Source organism: Tenacibaculum sp. M341 (assembly GCF_004337695.1).
GTDB lineage: Bacteria > Bacteroidota > Bacteroidia > Flavobacteriales > Flavobacteriaceae > Polaribacter.
The window spans coordinates 292,672-311,691 of sequence record NZ_SJXJ01000002.1 but is presented as its reverse complement, the minus strand read 5'-3'; the positions used below and the strand labels follow the sequence as shown (position 1 = coordinate 311,691).

Sequence of the window (19,020 nt, the reverse complement as noted above, 5' to 3'; positions counted from 1 at the left end):
ATTTTACTCTTCTAAAATCTTTTTAATATCTGGTTTAAAGTAATTAGGTCCTTTCATTACTTTTCCATCTTCTCTGTAAATAGGTTTACCATCTTCCCCTAATTTACTCATGTTACTTTTTTGAATTTCATTAAAAACCTCGTCAATTTTATACTGCATTCCATGCTCTATAATTGTTCCACACAAAATGTAAAGCATATCACCCAAGGCATCTGCTGTTTCAACTAAATCATTATTTTGCACGGCTTCTAAATACTCTTCATTCTCTTCTTTCATTAAATTGAATCGAAGCATTTTTGTTGCATCACTTAAATTAACGATAGGACTTTCATTAACTCCTAATCCAAATGCTGTATGAAATGCTTTTACAGCGTCTATTTTTTCTTTCATTACTACTGATTAATGTTAAATATGTTTTCCAGAGTTTTTAAATCAAACTCAGACCAATCATTGATATGATATTGTACTTTTTGCGCTTTAAAATCGTCTACATTCCTAGTATTAACCCCTACAAAATGTGCGCCTAAATTTTTAGCTGTAGTTACATCCCACAAACCATCGCCAAAAGAAACAACATGATCAAAAGATGATACACCGTAAAAATCTTTGGCTTTATTAATAGTAGACTGTACTATTTCTTCTCTGGTGTAAATTGTATTGGATGCTTCTAATACCTCTTCTGAAAAATCAATCTCTGCTTGCTTAAGCTTTAACAATGCTGGTTTTAATAATGAACCTGTCGCAAAACAAACTCCAAAATTAGTTTCATTTGTAATAAATTCAACCATCTTTTTTGCACCATTTACCTCTTTAGAGTTTTTGTAGTCTAAAAAATGAGTAGTCATTACTTTTTCAAAATCTTCTAATAAGTCTAGAGAAAAAGGTTTGTTGAATGTTTTTTCGTAATTCTTTTTTACAATATAACTATCAGTAGCATTTGCATAATTTCTCCAATCTGTATCTACCTCTTTTATACCCATTTGAGCCATGGCAAATAAAAGAGAATCGGTATGCTTTTTTTCGCTACTTGTTAATGTATCATCAATATCTAGAACGAATAAATTCTTTTTTTTCATTTATTTATTACTTTTGCTAAAAGTACAAACTTTGTTACTACGTTTGTTTTTAAATTTATAATAATATGATGTTTTTAATGTCTTCAAAAATGTTTACTACAGGTAGAATAATTTTTGCTTCTTGTTTTGTAATTGCTTTTATTATTTTAATGGTAATCAGTTATAAAAAAGATGCTAAAAACAATAAAAAACACTATCAAAATGCTGCGTTATACGTTGCTATTGGTATTGTTGTAGCTATTGCTTTGTTATCTTTATCAAAGTTGTTAATAAAAGGCTGATTTTTAAATTAAAAACATTACTATTTACATAGGTTCAATTTCACTTAATTTATCGTGATCTAAAACAGTGTATCCATGTTGATCAAAACCAGAAGAAGGTACATATTTAACATCCATTTCTAATTGTGAAAATTTGTAAGAGGTAGCTTGATAGACTTTTTGTCCAAAAGATTCTTCATGATATTGAATTAACACATATAAACCTGCATCTAAATTCTTAACTTCTTCATTGGTTAAATTATACAACGGACTGTTGTTATCTATGATATGAACAATCGTCCATATTGTTGGTAAATACATTATTTTATTACGCTCTAATTTTAACTCAAAAAAGCTTCTTTTATAATTCCCTTTTTCATCTTTTTCGTTTAATGATAATGTAACCGCCACTTCTGGTTCTATCATTATTGTTTTTCTACTATTCATTAATCGAAACATCAAAGCCCTTTCTCCGTTAAAATCTCTAACAATTAAATTCTTGCTAAAACGAATTGCTGCTTTTGGTTTAGAAAACCTTCCATAAAGCAAACCTGTTATAAAAGAAAAACTCACCAAACCTATTAGCGCCTCAAAAACAGCTATAATATTAGCAGTTATCCCTTTAGGTGCTATCCCTCCATAACCTACGGTTGTTAATGTTTGAGCACTAAAGAAAAAACCATTTAAAAAATCTTCAAAAAGATTTCCTTTAGATGGGGTTATCTGATCAATACCTATAAATAGATATACAAAACCAAACAAAATATTCAATGACAAATAGCACAATAAAACTAACAAGAAAAAATTCCCCCAACTTAACTCTATAAAAAACGTGTACAAATCATCAATAATGAATTTTCTATTGATATGTGTAATATTAGAACTTCCATCTTTATTGATAATCCCTTTTACGTTTTTGGTAGAGCTATGACCAAAACCTGGGTCTTTTGTCTTTTTTATCATTTATAATATCTTAAATTATTATATCCCATTATATCTGAAGCAATCAGTTGTATGATCATTTACCATACCTGTTGCCTGCATAAAAGCGTAAATTACGGTAGATCCAACAAACTTGAACCCTCTTTTCTTTAAATCTTTTGAAATTTTATCTGAAAGCTCAGTCGTAGCTGGTACTTCTTCTCTTGTTTTAAATGAGTTTTTTATTGGTTTTCCATCACAAAAACCCCAGATATATTTAGAGAATGAACCATATTCTTTTTGAACTTCCATAAATGCTTGTGCATTGGATATGGTTGCTTTAATTTTTAATTTGTTCCTTATAATTCCTTTATCCTGAAGTAACTCTTCATATTTTTCTTCAGTATAATTTACTATTTTTTGGTAATCAAAATTATCAAAAGCTGCTCTAAAGTTTTCTCGCTTTCTAAGAATAGTAATCCAGCTTAATCCTGCTTGAAAAGTTTCTAATACTAAAAACTCAAACAAAGTAGCATCATCGTATACTGGCACTCCCCATTCTTCATCATGATAAGCAATATATAAAGGATCGTTAGTTACCCAAAAACAACGGTTTTTCATTTTTCTATATTTTGACTAAAATTAATAAAAAATAGACTACTGTTTACTTATTTATTCATTTTACAACACCCTATTTAAGAGTAACATTAAACATTCTATATAGAACTCAAACAAAATCAAAAAGTTCTAATTTTCTCTTAAAACTAAAAAGTCTAAATGAGTTCTGTACGAAAAAGATTACTTTTACGTCATAACTGAAACAAAGTTTGTTAAAAATGAAGAAAATATTTTTTTTATTAATATTTACGTTTTCTACACTTTTAGGATTTTCTCAAATTTTTAATCCTATTAAATGGAAAACGAATGTAGAAAAAATTTCAGATACAGAATACTTCTTAGTTACAACTGCTAGTATTGAAGATACTTGGCATTTATATGGTCAAGATGTTCCAAAAGGTGGACCAAGACCAACAATATTTCATTACACAGATAATGAAAACTATTCTTTGATAGATAAAACTATTGAAGAAAAAGGTATCACCGAATTTGATAATACTTTTAAAATGGTTATCAAATACTTTGAGAAGAAAACGGTATTTAAACAGAAAATAAAATTATTAAATGCTACTGCTGTTATTAAGGCTGAAGTTGAATTTATGGTGTGTAACGACGAACGTTGTTTACCACCGAATGTAAAAGAATTAACTTTTTATGCTCCTGATAATAAAAAAGTAGAGAGTAGTACTACAAAAACTGTTAAAGCAGATTTATCTAATGAAGAAGCTAATAAAATTTTATACGGATTAACAACTCAAGAAATCCAACAACCTACAGCAGATATTAATACCATTAGCGGAGAAAGCAATACGAATGTTCAAAAGAAAAACGATAGTTCTTCTTTATTCAGCATTTTCTTAATTGCGTTTTTATCTGGTTTTGCAGCATTATTAACACCTTGTGTTTTTCCTATGATACCAATGACTGTTAGTTACTTTACCAAACAGAGTAAAAATAGAAGTGTTGGTATTAGAAATGCTATCATTTACGGAATTTCTATCATTGCTATTTATGTATTCTTAGGATATATTATTACTATTATTTTTGGAGCAGATTCTTTAAATAGACTATCTACTAATTTATGGTTTAATGTTATTTTCTTTATCATTTTAGTTGCTTTTGCTTTTTCTTTCTTCGGATTTTATGAACTTACATTACCTAGTTCTTGGTCTACTAAAATTGATGATCAAGCTGATAGAAGCGGTATTTTAGGAATCTTTTTTATGGCGCTAGCTTTAGCCGTAGTCTCTTTCTCTTGTACTGGTCCTATTGTTGGAACTTTATTAGTAGAAGCTGCGTCAACTGGAGGTTTAGCCCCTGTGTTAGGAATGCTTGGATTTTCTTTAGCTATAGCTTTACCTTTTGCTTTATTTGCTGCTTTTCCTGGTTGGTTAAATTCACTACCTAAATCTGGTGGATGGATGAACACTGTAAAAGTGGTTTTAGGATTTTTAGAATTAGCTTTAGCTTTTAAGTTTTTATCAAATGCCGATATGGTAGCACACTGGAATCTCTTAAAAATTGAGCCTTTCTTAATTATATGGATTCTAATTTTTGCATCGTTAGCACTGTATTTATTTGGAAAAATAAAATTCCCACACGATTCTCCTTTGCAAAAAATAAGTGGACTAAGAATTACTACCGGAGTTTTAGTAGCTGCTTTTGCTATTTATTTAGCATCTGGATTCAGAATTAATGAGAAAACAAATACTTTTACTCCTCTTTCATTATTAAGTGGTTTAGCTCCTCCTGTAGGCTATAGTTTTATACACCCAAAAGAATGTCCAAATAACCTTACTTGTTTTAAAGATTTGAAAGAAGGTTTAGCATTCGCTAAAAAAGAAAATAAACCAGTAATGTTAGATTTTACAGGATATGCATGTGTTAATTGCCGTAAAATGGAAGAACATGTATGGCCGATTAAAGAAGTAGATGACGTTTTACGAAATGATTATGTATTGATTTCATTATATGTTGATGATAAAAAAGAGTTACCAAAAGAAGAACAACTTACCGTTACTAGAATTAATGGAGAAACCAGAACTTTAAAAACATATGGTAATAAGTGGTCTCATTTTCAAACTATCTTCTTTAAAACCAATACTCAGCCTTATTATGCATTATTGAATGCAGATGGCACTCAAATTTTAAATAACCCTGTAGGATATACTCCTAATTCAGATGAATATCTTAACTGGTTATTAGATGGTAAAAAGAAATCAGAAAACACATTAGATAATTTATTCAACACATCTGACTTACTTAAGTAAAAAGATAATTTCAAGTTTATATATAAAAAGGTCAGGTTTTACTTTAAAGTAAAATCTGACCTTTTTACTTGGTAAATTAGTAACTCTAAACTTCTTTGTATATTTATAGAAACAAAATATATGATTATGAAAAATGTACTATTTGTAATATTCAGTTTTGTGCTTATACTTTCTTGCGCATCCAACACTACTATTCAACAAAACAATAAAGAAGAAGAACCTGTAGTAATAAAAAATGATAGTTTAGAATATGAGATTACCATTATAGATATTGGTTTTAATACCTATTTAAATTCAATAGCCAGACCAGCAGGATATTATTCGCAAGCATATTTAGAAAACAGAAATAGAATTTACGTTCCATTATGGAATGCACGTGTTAACAATCCAACTAGGTTTAATCCTAATATTTATGAAAACATTATTGATTACAATGCCAATATTGATTACGGATACGATGTTAACTACAAACTCTTTAACTATTTCGAATTTGCGCAACAAAAATACCGAATGCGATTAAGATAATTCTGTTGAGCCTTATCTTCCAACGCTAACTTGTTGGTTATAACAATCAAAACAAAAACGTATATTTGTTCTTTTTAATCTTAACAATAAAAAATGAAGTTTTTACGAAATTTATTAGCCTCAATTTTAGGATTTTTTATCGCTATCTTTTTAATGTTTGTTTTTTTCATTGCAATTGCTGCTTTAATGGGTGATTCTGATGAAGTAGTTGTAAAATCAAATTCTGTTTTAGAATTAGATTTATCTAACATTGTAAAAGACTATGCTCCTAAAGATAAAAATGCCTTTGTTGATGCACTTGAACTTAATGATGAAAAATTAGCTTTAAATAAAATATTAAACGCTATTGACAATGCACAATTAGATGATAAAATCAAAGGAATAAGCTTAAACACTTCTGGTGTTAGTGCTGGTTTTGCACAAACTCAAGCCATTAGAAAAAAATTAAACAGTTTTAAAGAATCTGGGAAATTTATTTATGCTTATAATGATGTGTATTCTCAAAAAAACTATTATTTAAGTTCTGTAGCTGATAGTGTTTTTATAAATCCTGTTGGTCAGATAGATTTTAGTGGGTTATCTTCTGAAATTTTATACTACAAAGATTTTGAAGATAAATATGGTGTAAAAATGGAAGTTATTCGTCATGGAAAATATAAAAGTGCTGTTGAGCCATATTTAGAAAGTGAAATGAGCGAAGCTAACAGAGAACAAATTACTTCATTTTTAAGTTCTATTTGGTCTGAAATTACTGACGGAATTAGTAAAACAAGAAATATTCCTGTTGAAAAGCTTAATACTATTGCTGATAATTCTGAAGGAAGAAACGCTGAATTAGCAATCAAAAATAAGTTGGTAGATGCAGCTATTTATCAAGATGAATATGATGATAAATTAACAAGTGCTACTGGAGATAAGTTTTCTACTATTTCAATTGAAGATTATATTAAATCTGGGAAAGGAAAGAAAACTTCAGAAGCTTCGGATAGAATTGCTGTAATTTATGCTCAAGGACAAATCATTTACGGAAAAGGTAATGAAGATGAAATTGGTCAAGGAATTATAAACAAAGCGATTAAAAAAGCGGTAAAAGATAAAAAAGTAAAAGCAATTGTTTTACGTGTAAATTCTCCTGGAGGAAGTGCTTTAGCTTCTGAGTTAATTTGGAGAGAATTAGAACTTGCTAAAAAAGAAAAGCCTCTAGTGGTTTCTATGGGTAACTTAGCCGCTTCTGGTGGTTACTACATTGCTTGTAATGCTGATCTTATTGTAGCAGAACCAACTACTATTACAGGTTCTATTGGGGTATTTGGAGCGCTTCCAAATGCATATGAATTATCAAAAGATATGGGAATTAATGCTGAACAAGTAAGCACCAACACTAGCGCACAATACAGTCTTTTTGAACCTATTTCTAAAGAATTTTATGATGTAACCAAAGAAGGTGTTGAACAAATTTATACCACTTTTGTAAATAGAGTAGCTACTGGTAGAAAATTAACTTTTGAGCAAGTAGATGCTGTGGCACAAGGTAGAGTTTGGTCTGGTAAAGAAGCTATTGACAAAGGTTTAGTTGATGTTTTAGGTGGATTAGAAGACGCTATTAACAATGCTGCTCAATTAGCAGATGTAAAAGACTATAAGATTAAAAACTATCCAAATTATAAAAAAGAATTTAAAGATGTATTTGGAGGTTTCTCACCTTTTGCAAAAGTAAATAAAGAAGAAATTTTAAAAGAAGCTTTAGGAAACGAGCAATATCGTTTATATAAAGAAATCAATCAATTTAAAGATTTAAAAGGAATTCAAGCTAGAATGCCTTATGCTATAGAGATTAAATAACAACCTCTAAACATAGTACCATAAAAAAAGCGAACATTTAAATGTTCGCTTTTTTTATGAAATCTTCTACTTCAAATAATTCTTTAAAATGTTTTAGAATTTTCTCTTTCACCTCTTCTAAATCTAGTTTCCTTCCCAATTCAGCTTCTAATGAGGCTACAGCTTTTCCTCTAATTCCACATGGAATAATATTATCAAAATACCCTAAATCTGTATTTACATTTAATGCAAATCCGTGCATCGTTACCCAACGACTCGTTCGTATTCCCATAGCACAAATTTTTCTTGCAAAAGGAGTTCCTACATCTAACCATACTCCTGTTTCACCTTCACTTCTTTCTCCTTTTAAACCATATTCAGCAATCACTCTAATGATTGTTTCTTCCAACAAACGTAAATATTTATGTATATCTGTAAAAAAATTCTCAAGATCTAAAATAGGATACCCAACAACTTGTCCTGGTCCATGATACGTAATATCTCCTCCTCTATTAATTTTATAAAAAGTAGCTCCTTTATTTTTTAGCTGCTCTTCATTTAATAGTAAATTACTTAAATCTCCACTCTTTCCTAATGTATATACATGAGGGTGCTCAACAAACAAAAAGTAATTATTCGTTTGTTCAGTTAACTCCTCTCTTCTGTTTTTTATTTTCTGATCTACAATTCCCTGAAGCAAGTCAGATTGCATATCCCAAGTATCTTTATAATCTTTCTGAAATAAATCAACTAAAAAGACGTTTTTATTCATACTTTATTTACTAATTTAGACCCTTAATAAAGATTTAATAAATTTTAAACCCTTATTTAGAGATTATTATAACTTAAATGAATCCCTTATGAAAAAAATTACACTGTTTTTAATTTTATTAAGTGTTAGTTTCATTTCTGGTGCACAAAGTTCGTGGAAAAAATTGAATAGCAAAAATTTGAGCTTCAAATCCGATGAACTAACAATTAGAAAAAACATCCCTAAAACATTTGATTTATACAATTTAAATCTTACACAATTTAAAAACTCTTTAAAAAGTCAATCTAAAAGCTTTAATAAAACAATTGAGTTACCAAGTTACCATGGAAGTATATCAAAGTTTTACATTAAAGAAGTTTCTAACTTTACTGAATCTTTGAATTCTAATTATGGCTTTATTAAATCATACAATATTCAAAGTATTGGAGATAATAGTGTTTCTGGTAAATTAACGATAGGTAATGATGGTGTTCATGTAACTTTATATTCTAAAGAGCATTCAACACTATACATTGACCCTTACACCAAAAATTTACAGACATATATTTCTTACACCAGAAAAAATGTAACTGGTCAGAGACCTGATTTTAAGTGTTCAGTACACGAAGATTCTTTAAAAAATGAAATAACTGACTCGAAAGCACTTAAAAATGCAGATGATGGAAAACTAAGAAGTTATCGACTTGCATTATCGTGTACTGGTGAATATGCTCAATTTCACATTAACAATCAAGGTGTTGCAGGCGGAACTGAAGCACAACAACGTGCTGCTGTTTTATCTGCTATGAATACTACCATGGCTAGAGTTAATGGAATTTTTGAACGCGATATTGCTGCTAGAATGAATATAGTTTTACAAGCTGGTGAAAATCCATTAATTTTTTTAGATCCTGATACTGATGATTTATCTAATGCTAGTGGTGGAAGTTTATTAAGTGAAAACCAAACATTATGTGACAATGTAATAGGTAATGCTAATTATGATATTGGACATGTATTTTCTACTGGAGGTGGTGGAGTTGCTTATTTAGGAAGTATATGTAATAACAGCAGTAAAGCTGGTGGTGTTACTGGACTAAACAATCCTATTGGTGATTTTTATGATGTAGATTATGTAGCCCATGAAATAGGACATCAATTTGGTGCTCCGCATACTTTTAATAGTGAATCTGGAGCATGTGGAGATGGAAATAGATGGGATGCAACTGCAGTAGAACCAGGAGCTGGTACTACCATTATGGGGTATGCAGGAATTTGTAATCCTCATAACGTTGAAAATAATAGCGATGATTATTTCCACACTATAAGTATTCAAAACATGTGGAATCGTATTCAAGCAACAAGTTGTGCCGCTGAAACTGATACAGGTAATACAGCACCTACAGCTGACGCTGGTTCAGATTACTCTGTACCTAAAAGCACTCCTCTTAAATTAAGAGGGACTGCCAACGATGCTGACGGAAATGGTACTTTAACATACAACTGGGAACAAATGGACAATGAGATTGCAGCTGTTCCTCCTAGTGAAAGAAGCCAAGTTGGTGCTTTATTTAGATCTGTACCTCCAACAAGTTCTCCTGACAGATATTTACCTGCTTTAGCAACTGTTATAGGAGGAGCTGTTCGTTCTAGATGGGAAGTAATTCCAGACACAGCCAGAGAAATTAATTTTGCTTTTACAGTAAGAGATAATCATCCTAATGGAGGTTCTACCGCTAGAGATGACATGGTTATTTTCGTTACAGATGCAGAACCTTTTACTGTAACAGCACCTACAAATACTACTAGCTGGGATGCAGGAACTACACAATCTATTACTTGGGATAAATCAACAACAGATGTTGCTCCTATTAACTGCCAGAATGTTAATATAAAACTTTCTACAGATGGAGGAAATACTTTTCCTATCACACTTGTTGCCAATACACCTAATGATGGAGTAGAAAGTTTCACTGTTCCTAATAACATTACGAACACTGCCAAAATAATGATTGAAGCAGCTGACAATATTTTTTACAATGTTAATGATGGAATATTTTCAATAGTAGATAGTGGACCTAGTTTTGTAGCTTCAAATTTAACTCCAAGTCAAGAAGTTTGTGGTAGTACTAACACATCGGTAAATTTTGATATTAATGTTGATTTTACATTAGGTTTTGCTGAGAACGTTAATTTTTCAGTGTCTAATTTACCAACCAATGCTACTTCTTCTTTTAGTGTAAATAACATCAATAGTGCACAACAAGTAACAGTTACTATAGGTAATTTAAATAATGTTGCCCCTGGTGAATATGATATTATTATAGAAGGAGTATCAGCTAGTATTACTAAAAACTTAGCGCTTCCTAATTTAAAATTATTTAATACAATTAACACACCTGTTACACTTGATGTTCCTACCAACAATAGCATAAACATTACTACTAGTGATTTACGTTTTAATTGGATTCCTGGTGATTTTAATACTACAGCATATGATATTGAAATAGCTACTGATAGCAATTTTAGCAATATTGTTTTTTCTGGAAGTGATTTAACGAATAATGAATATACTGTTGGTACATTATTAGACTGGGGAACTACTTATTTCTGGAGAGTTCGATCTAAAAATTTATGTGGTAACGGTAGTTATTCAAGCATATTCCAATTTAAAACAGAAGAACAAAGCTATTGTCAATCTACATTTTTTAATATTGTGGATAGTGAATTTATATCTAATGTCACTTTTAATACAATTAACAACAGTTCAGGTGATGATCATGATCCTGAACCTGATGATGGTTATCAAGATTTTACCTCTGTTGCTACAACTATAGTAAAAGGTGAAACATATCCTATAAATGTAACTTTAAATTCTGCAGGATTCCAAGACCATTGTTATGTTTACATTGATTGGAATAGAAATAGTAGATTTGATAACGACACAGAAAGATATGATTTAGGTACTTTTAGTGGAGAAGAAAACACAGGTACTTTTGATGTAACTGTACCAGAAGATGCCGAGTTAGGTAGAACACGAATGAGAATCGTTATTGAATATTTTGATGGTGCAAATGAGTTTAGCCAAACTGCTTGTAATAAGCATAATTCTGAATCTGGAGAAACTGAAGATTACTCGCTTTTTATTGTGAATAATGACCTTAATTTAACCAATAACGGTTTTAGAAGTTTTGCTTTATATCCAAACCCATCAGATACTACCATTAATTTAACTTTTAACCTTGAAGATATTAATGAAGATGTTCTTATTGATTTGGTTAATCTTAATGGTCAAGTACTTAGATCTTACACTTATAAAAGTGATTTTACCGTTTTTCAAAACACTGTAGATATAAATGGGGTTTCTCCTGGAATGTATTTACTGAGAATTCAGAATGCAGGAGAAATGGTTGCTAAAAAAATTATTATAGAATAGTTATAGCTATTTAAGACAAAAAAGAGTGAATTGTAATTGATTACAATTCACTCTTTTTTTTGAGAAAGTTTCAAGCCATCTTATAAATTATATTTCACATTAAAAGTAACAAATCTTGGTTGTACTATATAAAGTGAAGTACTATTAAAAATTGCATTTGAACTATCTTGATTTAATGATCTTGTATTTAATAAATTGGTAGCTTTAATTTTATATTCCCACTTACTACCTGACTTTTGATACGTTAAATCTGCATCCCAAAAACTATAATCATTTAATATTCTAGATTGATTTCTGAAATTATTATAGGTATACTTCGTATTAAAAACTAATTCATTTGTGATATAGCTATTAAAGTTTACAAAAGGGCTGTGGGTTGTAAATGTATTTGCATTATTTCCTTGATCAGATCTATTAATTGACAAATTATAACCAATATCAAAATTTGGAGCTTTTCTAAATGTTGTACTAAATCTTGTTCTGTATGATTGTGAAAAAGAAGTAAACTCTTCATTTTCGGTTGTACCATCTTGCAGTGTAAACAAGTTATTTGATATTGCATAAGATACGTTTCCGCCTAATGTAACTTTAAACTTTCTATAGCTTTTTTGAATATTACCATTTGCTGATATAGACTCATCAGGAAAAATTGAATTAATAGAAGTTGCTATCTGATCTACTCCAACTAAGTTTGTTAACCTTTTAATAGGGTCTATCGTTTTTGCATACCTTACCATTGCAAATACATTCGTGTAATTAAACATATTAAAACTATAATAACTTAGATTTACATTATGAGCTAAAGAACTTTCTAACTCTCTATTTCCTGAAAACAATCGATTATAATTATTAAATACATAACCTTCAGCTACATTATTAATATTTGTAAAACTCACTTGTTGACTATAATTTAAACGTAATGTTTCAGATTTTTTCAAAGTTACTTTTATAGAGGCATCTGGTAAAAGCTTCGTGAAATTATTATCAAACACACTTCCTAACTGAGTATTTTTTGCAGAATATTGATGCGCTGTAAATCCTTGATTAAAAGTAAAAATTCCTGTAATAAATTTATAATGTAACCCAACGTAATAATCATCAAACGAATAATCTACATCATTCACAGCAGTAGGATCTGTAATAACATTTTCATCACCACTCTCTAAAACCTGATAAATATTTGAGTTAAACTGTTGATTACTTGTTGTAGCTCCTAAAGTTACATTTAAATTACTCTTCGGATTAATCACATAATAATAATCCAACTTAGCATCTAGTTTATTAGTTCTAACTCTCTTATTTTGTGAAGCATCAAATGCTGATCCTGAACCTTCATCTACCAAACCTAATAAATTAGAAAACGACAATTGCTCTAATCTAGCGTTATAAAACGGATCTTCATCTTGCCAAAAATACTTTGCTTCAAATGCAAAAATATTACGATCGTTTAAAGTATAATAGTAATTTAAATTTTGATTAATAGAAAAAGGGTTTTGGGTAGTTAACTGAGTAATCGGTACTGAAACTATACTACCATCAACAAAAGTTCTATTAGATGTTAACAACTGATTTTCTATCTCATCTGATATTTTTGCAAAAACATCATAATCTAATTGATTATCAGCATTTGGTTTGTAACTCGAACTTAACTTTAACAATCCTAAATTACTTTGCTGTTTTGTTTCTGTATCTGTAGCCTCTGTTTCTATAGAGTTGCTATTGGTTTCATCTGGATTTAAATAATTTCTTACAGTAGTTTCTTCTAAATCGGTATCTGTTCCTGAATAAATTGCAAAACCACTAAGATCCCAAGTTTTTGAAGGAGCATAACTAAAGTTTAACGCCCCAAAACGAGTTTCTATTTCTTTAGCTCTATTATTTCTTAGTGCTAAAAAGCCTACATCAGATGCTGAAACATTGAAATTAGTACCTCTTCCTGAGCCTCCTCTAAAACCTCCTGTAAACTTGAAATAGTCTCGTCGGGTAAAAGCGACCTCTCCAATATTATTAAAATCTGTAATTAAATTCAAGCTATACTTAGGACTGTAATAAAATAACTTAGGATGAACAATGTATCGAGTATCTTCTTTCGCAATACCCATACCTGCAGATACTTCTCCAAACCAAAAATTCTTCTTTCCTTCTTTTAGTTTAATATTAATAACAATATTATCTTCATTGTCTGTTACAGAACTCATTTGACGAACTTCGCTATGGTTTTTTAATACCTGAACTTTATCTATTGCATTGGCAGGAATATTTTTGGTTGCTAATTTAGAATCCCCATCAAAAAAATCCTTTCCTTCAACCATTACCTTCTGTACTGTTTTTCCCTCAACCTGAATTTCTCCATCATCATTTACTTCTACACCAGGTAACTTATTCAATACATCTTCTAGTTTTTTTTCTGTTCCACTTTTAAAAGAATCTGCATTGTAAACAATTGTATCTCCTTTAATAGTAACTGGCATTTTAGAAATTATTTCAACTTCATCTAAAGTATTATCTAATTGTAAAATAATATCTTTTTTAACATCAACTTCTTTAGTAGTAATACCTAATTTACCTGTTTTCATTCCTACATAACTTGCAGAAATTGTATAGGTAGAATTCTTTTTCAAATTCAATTTGTAATTTCCATAAGCATCTGTAAAACCATATGAATCTATTTTGTTAGTTTGCTTATTAATGGCTACCAAATTTGCCATTTCAAGAGTATTACCTATACTATCTTTAACAACTCCTGTTAGTTTAATTTGGGCACTAGTTATGTTAGCAATTAAAATAATTGCTATGGTAAATATTTTATTCATAATTTAAAATATGATTGTTAAGGATATTAGCCTCTTCTTCTACGTCCCCTCCACATTTCTCTCATTTCAGCCATCTTCTTTTTCATAATATCGTTGTACTCTTCTCTCGTAACTTTTTCTCCTTTTTTAGGTTCTTTAATAGTTGTTCTTTCTTTGGGATTTAGTACTACTTCTGTACATAAAATAGTAGTTCTTCCTGAATTAACCTCTAAAATTAATCCTGGTAATCCCCAATACCCCGCAGGACCACTACTTACTGGTATTTGAATTGCATACCATGCAGTTACTAACTCTTCTTTTGGTTCTTGTACTTGTTTTTCATCGGAATTTTCTTTACCTCTTCTTCTATTCCAATCAAAAGCATTGTTCTTTTTTAACATGGTAGCTTTGTAACATACATAGTTTCCTATTTTCTTTGTTTCTCCACTCATTTCCCATTGCGGCATACTTGCATCATCACTTATTAAGAACTTTTTACCAAAAAATTCTTTTTCTTCTAAAAACACCTTGTCTACTACATTTTTATATTGATCACCTACTGAAAGACTATTAAACCGAAGTCCTCTTCTACCTCCAGCACTTGGAGCATCTAATTTTTCTTCTTCTTTGTATATAGAAGCTGTTTTATTAAAATTTAAGGTATATGTTTTTTCTAACATCCCTTTCATGGCTTCTAACATTTGTTTCTTTCGTTCTTCTGACATTTCTCTGTTATTGAAACGATCTGCATCAAAAGTTGTTTTTGTTTGATAAGTTGCCTTACCATAGAAATCTTTTTGAGAAAAACACATTACAGTGCAAAAAATAAATAGATAGGTAAAGGTTGTTTTCATTTTAAAATAGATTAAATTTTATACTCGATTCACTGGTACTATTGGTTTTAGACCTCAAAAAAGAGCTAAGGTTTAATCTATTTTTAAAATTACCCTCTAATTTCTATACTCATAGAATCTCCATCCCCACCTCTTCTTCCTTTAAATCGTTCAATCATTTCTTGTGTTTTCTCTTTAATGATTGCATCTATTTCTTTCTGACTCACTTTTTTTCCTTTTTTAGGCTCATCAACTTCTATTTTTTTAGTTGGATTTAAAACTATTTCTGAACAAATAATAGTTTGTTTCCCCTCATGTACTTCTAAAATTAAACCAGGCAATCCCCAATACATTGATGGTCCATTACTAACTGGAATCTCTGGAGTAAACCACGCAGTAGTTACTACAGTTACCATCTCTTTTTTCTCCTCTACTTCTCCATCTGTCATCATTTGAGATATGCGTTCTTCTTCTTTTGTTCTGGTAGCCTTATAACAAGTATACTTCCCAATTTTTTTGGCTTCACTTGTCATTTCCCATTCTGGTTTTTCTAGTTTATCTTTTATTAAAAATCGTTTTCCACTTATTTCTGTTTTATTGGCATACCTTTTTTCTACTATATTTTTATAAAGCACATCTCCTGTTCCTCCATTTCCAAAAACCATAACTTGCACGCCCCCTGACTTAACCTCTGGATCTAATTCTTCATTTTGTATATATGTAGAACTTGATTTATTAAAATTAAGAGTGAAGGTTTTTTGAAACATTTTTTTCATTTTTTCATGCAATTGCTTTTGAATATCTGAAGTTATTCCCGCTTCGCCATCTTGCATTTTTACTTCTACTTTTCTATGTGTTTTATAAGTAGCTTTTCCTTGAAAGTTTTGAGACATTACAACTACTGGTAATATCAATAACGACATTAATAATTTAATTCTCATTTTTATACTTTTTATTTGTTATTTACTGAATAATTAGACACAACTTTAACTAACTTATCTATGTCTTTAAATTTACCTGTTAACATAAAAGACTCTTCTATTTTTAATTGATTGCCTTTTTGCTGCATCCCTATAATCCTATATCCTAAAGTAATTTCCTCATCATCTTCGTTGTCTCTAAAAAAATCCTTAACGATATCCCAATCAATTGTTTGTAATTCTTCAACAGATTTGACAGTGTATGTGTAAGATGTTGCCGTCTTTTTGGTAACTTTACTATGTATATCTTGAGCATTCATCTGGAATGCTGTAAACAACAGTAATGACATGATAACTTTTTTCATATTGTTTGTTTATGAGTTTCTTGATACAAATATGTTTTGGATTTCTTTTTTTTTGAGTTAACCAGTGTTAACGAGTGTTAACCGATTGATTTAGTTTTTTTTTAAAACTGTACTTTTGAAACATGAATACAAAAAAATACAATTGGATACTCTATTTTATAGCCGTAACAATAGTTACGACTATCATTGTTCAATTTTATTGGAATTACAAAAACTACCTTCAAAATAAACAACGTGTAATTAGTGAGATTAAACAAAGTTTAGATAATTCTCTTGAACAATATTTTTCCGATACATCAAGAGATAGTCAGCTAGCTGTAGTAGAAAATGATGAGGAAGGAAAAGATCAAAAAGTTACATTCAGTACTGTTGATATAAAAATTTCTAAAGATAATTTTAAGTTTAATAGAAATATCGACTCTATTTTACATTCAATCTCTAGAGATAACTTTTCTGAATTAGACACTTTTTTTTCTAGCTTGAAAGCAAAAGGTAAAACTACCAGAGACGATTTTACTTCTAAGGTTATGTTAAGACTCGGTAAAAAACCAAAAACTATTGTTATTAATACTAATGATACTATAAACATAAAACCTGCAACTCCTAATACAGATTTACCTAGTTGTTGTTTTGAGGAAGAAAATAAAATTCTTGTGTTCAATAACAAAAAGGCTATTGATAGTCTTAGACTGGTTCAAGGAGTTAATGTTGTATTTATTTCTTTGACCGATGAAACAATTGCTCATAAAAAAGTAGATTCAATTTTAAAAAATGAATTAAACAATCGAAATATTAATATCGATTATGCTTTTAAATTATTTAGAGGAGATAGTTTAGTTAGTAAGTATGACTCTTTAAAACCTTCTAATAACACTTTAACCATCACCTCTAAAACTACTTTCTTAAAACCTGGAGAACGCTATGAAATGTCATATATTAATCCATCTATTTCTGCATTAAAAAGAAGTTCTACAGGTATTTTACTTTCATTGTTTTTATCTATGGCTGTTATTTCTAGTTTATTTTATTTGTTGAAAATAATTAACGATCAAAAAGAACTAGCTGCTATAAAAAATGATTTGATTAGTAATATTACACACGAATTTAAAACTCCAATTACCACAGTAACTACAGCTTTGGAAGCTATCAATAGTTTTGATGCGATTAAGGATACTGAAAAAACAAAAAAATATATTTCAATCTCAGAAAATCAAATTAAAAAGCTACATCTAATGGTTGAAAAATTATTGGAAACTGCATCTTTAGACAGCGAAAAACTATTACTTAATAAAGAAGCTATTGATATTGTGGATTTACTAGATCGCTTATCAAAAAAACATCAATTATTCACTAATGATAAAATGGTTAAGTTTTCTTCTAATTCTACTAAAGTGATTGTGAGTGCTGATGAATTTCATTTAGAAAATGCTATTTCTAATTTAATTGACAATGCAATAAAATATGGTGGCGACATGATTCAGGTGAACTTAAATGTTATCTTAAATAGTGTTGAAATTTCTATTATTGATAATGGTAACGGTATCGAAAAAAGTCAGCAAGAAAAAATATTTGATAAATTTTACAGAGTTCCTAAAGGCAATATTCACAATGTAAAAGGATTTGGTATTGGTTTATACTACACCAAAAAAATTGTTGAAAAACATAATGGGACTATTAGCTTAACATCTAATAACAAACAAACCAATTTTAAAATTTCTTTGCCCAATGAGTAAAAAAATAAAATTATTATTAGCTGAAGATGAGCCTAGTTTAGGTCAAATTGTAAAAGAGAGTTTAGAAACAAGAGATTTTGAAGTTTTTCATGCAGTAAACGGTGAAGAAGCGTACGAATTTTATCAAAAATACAGTCCAGAGGTTTTAGTTTTAGATGTAATGATGCCCAAAAAAGATGGTTTTACACTAGCAAAAGAAATACGCGAAGAAAACAATGCCATTCCTATTATATTTTTAACAGCAAAATCACAAACAAAAGATGTACTTGAAGGTTTTGAACATGGTGGAAATGATTACTTAAAGAAACCTTTTTCTATGGAGGAGCTAATTGTTAGAATTTATAATTTATTAAATCGTGTAAACCTTAAACAGAACTTAACAAAAATCATTATTGGTAGCTACACTTTTAACTATGAAAAGCAAAAACTACACTTTAATGAAGAGATTGAGTTACTTACCCATAGAGAAGCACAATTATTATACTATTTGACGCAAAAGAAAAACGAACTTTTAGATCGAAAATTTATTTTAAATAAGCTTTGGGGTAATGATGATTTCTTTAATGCCCGAAGTATGGATGTATTCATTTCTAAACTCAGAAAAAAATTAAAAAAAGATCCATCTATAGAAATTATAAATGTTCGAGGTTATGGATATAAATTAACTTACTAATCATAAAAAAACAGAAATAATGTGTA

At 29.6% G+C, this 19,020-nt stretch carries 16 protein-coding genes; 7 read left to right on the top strand and 9 right to left on the bottom strand.

The window, feature by feature from the left end:
* Positions 1-3 precede the first annotated feature (3 nt).
* Both EYW44_RS03220 and EYW44_RS03215 read right to left on the bottom strand, forming a co-directional pair.
* A complete protein-coding gene (locus tag EYW44_RS03220; protein WP_132722223.1) occupies positions 4-390 on the bottom strand; it encodes a nucleoside triphosphate pyrophosphohydrolase family protein in 387 nt (128 codons plus the stop codon).
* A 2-nt stretch (positions 391-392) separates the two neighbouring features.
* Positions 393-1,076 (bottom strand): HAD family hydrolase, encoded by a 684-nt coding sequence (locus tag EYW44_RS03215; RefSeq protein WP_132722222.1) that lies wholly within the window; start codon positions 1,074-1,076, stop codon positions 393-395.
* Between the two features lie 65 nt (positions 1,077-1,141).
* On the opposite strand from EYW44_RS03215, the gene EYW44_RS03210 reads away from it, so the two are divergent.
* Complete coding sequence (locus tag EYW44_RS03210; protein ID WP_243643598.1) at positions 1,142-1,357, top strand: hypothetical protein; 216 nt, start codon at positions 1,142-1,144, stop codon at positions 1,355-1,357.
* A gap of 24 nt (positions 1,358-1,381) precedes the next feature.
* On the opposite strand, the gene EYW44_RS03205 is transcribed toward EYW44_RS03210, so the two are convergent.
* Positions 1,382-2,299: an ion channel gene (locus EYW44_RS03205; protein ID WP_132722221.1), complete on the bottom strand. Its 918-nt coding sequence runs from the start codon at positions 2,297-2,299 to the stop codon at positions 1,382-1,384.
* An 18-nt stretch (positions 2,300-2,317) separates the two neighbouring features.
* Positions 2,318-2,878, bottom strand: coding sequence for a DNA-3-methyladenine glycosylase I (locus EYW44_RS03200; RefSeq protein ID WP_132722220.1), 561 nt, complete (start codon positions 2,876-2,878; stop codon positions 2,318-2,320).
* A gap of 215 nt (positions 2,879-3,093) precedes the next feature.
* Here EYW44_RS03200 and EYW44_RS03195 point away from each other — a divergent pair, with 215 nt between their 5' ends.
* The 3 genes from EYW44_RS03195 to sppA all read left to right on the top strand — a co-directional run bounded on the left by EYW44_RS03195 (position 3,094) and on the right by sppA (position 7,512).
* On the top strand, positions 3,094-5,145 hold the full coding sequence (locus EYW44_RS03195; RefSeq protein WP_132722219.1) for a protein-disulfide reductase DsbD family protein: 2,052 nt from the start codon (positions 3,094-3,096) through the stop codon (positions 5,143-5,145).
* 126 nt (positions 5,146-5,271) lie between these two features.
* A complete protein-coding gene (locus tag EYW44_RS03190) occupies positions 5,272-5,670 on the top strand; it encodes a DUF6146 family protein (RefSeq protein WP_207893738.1) in 399 nt (132 codons plus the stop codon).
* Between the two features lie 93 nt (positions 5,671-5,763).
* The gene (gene sppA, locus EYW44_RS03185) at positions 5,764-7,512 is read left to right on the top strand and encodes a signal peptide peptidase SppA (protein WP_132722217.1); all 1,749 of its coding nucleotides are present in this window, start codon (positions 5,764-5,766) and stop codon (positions 7,510-7,512) included.
* 37 nt (positions 7,513-7,549) lie between these two features.
* Here sppA and lipB read toward each other — a convergent pair whose 3' ends face one another.
* Positions 7,550-8,263 carry a lipoyl(octanoyl) transferase LipB gene (gene lipB, locus EYW44_RS03180; RefSeq protein ID WP_132722216.1) on the bottom strand — a complete coding sequence of 238 codons (714 nt, stop codon included), beginning with the start codon at positions 8,261-8,263 and terminating at the stop codon, positions 7,550-7,552.
* Between the two features lie 88 nt (positions 8,264-8,351).
* Between lipB and EYW44_RS03175 the strand changes: the two genes are divergently transcribed.
* Complete coding sequence (locus EYW44_RS03175; RefSeq protein WP_132722215.1) at positions 8,352-11,678, top strand: reprolysin-like metallopeptidase; 3,327 nt, start codon at positions 8,352-8,354, stop codon at positions 11,676-11,678.
* 80 nt (positions 11,679-11,758) lie between these two features.
* Here EYW44_RS03175 and EYW44_RS03170 read toward each other — a convergent pair whose 3' ends face one another.
* The 4 genes from EYW44_RS03170 to EYW44_RS03155 form a co-directional block, all read right to left on the bottom strand.
* A complete protein-coding gene (locus tag EYW44_RS03170; protein WP_132722214.1) occupies positions 11,759-14,491 on the bottom strand; it encodes a carboxypeptidase regulatory-like domain-containing protein in 2,733 nt (910 codons plus the stop codon).
* A 26-nt stretch (positions 14,492-14,517) separates the two neighbouring features.
* Positions 14,518-15,324: a GLPGLI family protein gene (locus EYW44_RS03165; protein ID WP_132722213.1), complete on the bottom strand. Its 807-nt coding sequence runs from the start codon at positions 15,322-15,324 to the stop codon at positions 14,518-14,520.
* A gap of 89 nt (positions 15,325-15,413) precedes the next feature.
* Positions 15,414-16,244 carry a GLPGLI family protein gene (locus tag EYW44_RS03160; protein WP_243643597.1) on the bottom strand — a complete coding sequence of 277 codons (831 nt, stop codon included), beginning with the start codon at positions 16,242-16,244 and terminating at the stop codon, positions 15,414-15,416.
* A gap of 11 nt (positions 16,245-16,255) precedes the next feature.
* Positions 16,256-16,588 (bottom strand): hypothetical protein, encoded by a 333-nt coding sequence (locus EYW44_RS03155; protein WP_132722212.1) that lies wholly within the window; start codon positions 16,586-16,588, stop codon positions 16,256-16,258.
* 122 nt (positions 16,589-16,710) lie between these two features.
* Here EYW44_RS03155 and EYW44_RS03150 point away from each other — a divergent pair, with 122 nt between their 5' ends.
* Both EYW44_RS03150 and EYW44_RS03145 read left to right on the top strand, forming a co-directional pair.
* Complete coding sequence (locus tag EYW44_RS03150; protein ID WP_132722211.1) at positions 16,711-18,321, top strand: sensor histidine kinase; 1,611 nt, start codon at positions 16,711-16,713, stop codon at positions 18,319-18,321.
* Complete coding sequence (locus EYW44_RS03145) at positions 18,314-18,994, top strand: response regulator transcription factor (RefSeq protein ID WP_132722210.1); 681 nt, start codon at positions 18,314-18,316, stop codon at positions 18,992-18,994. Before EYW44_RS03150 ends, EYW44_RS03145 begins: the two co-directional genes overlap by 8 nt.
* Positions 18,995-19,020 lie beyond the last annotated feature (26 nt).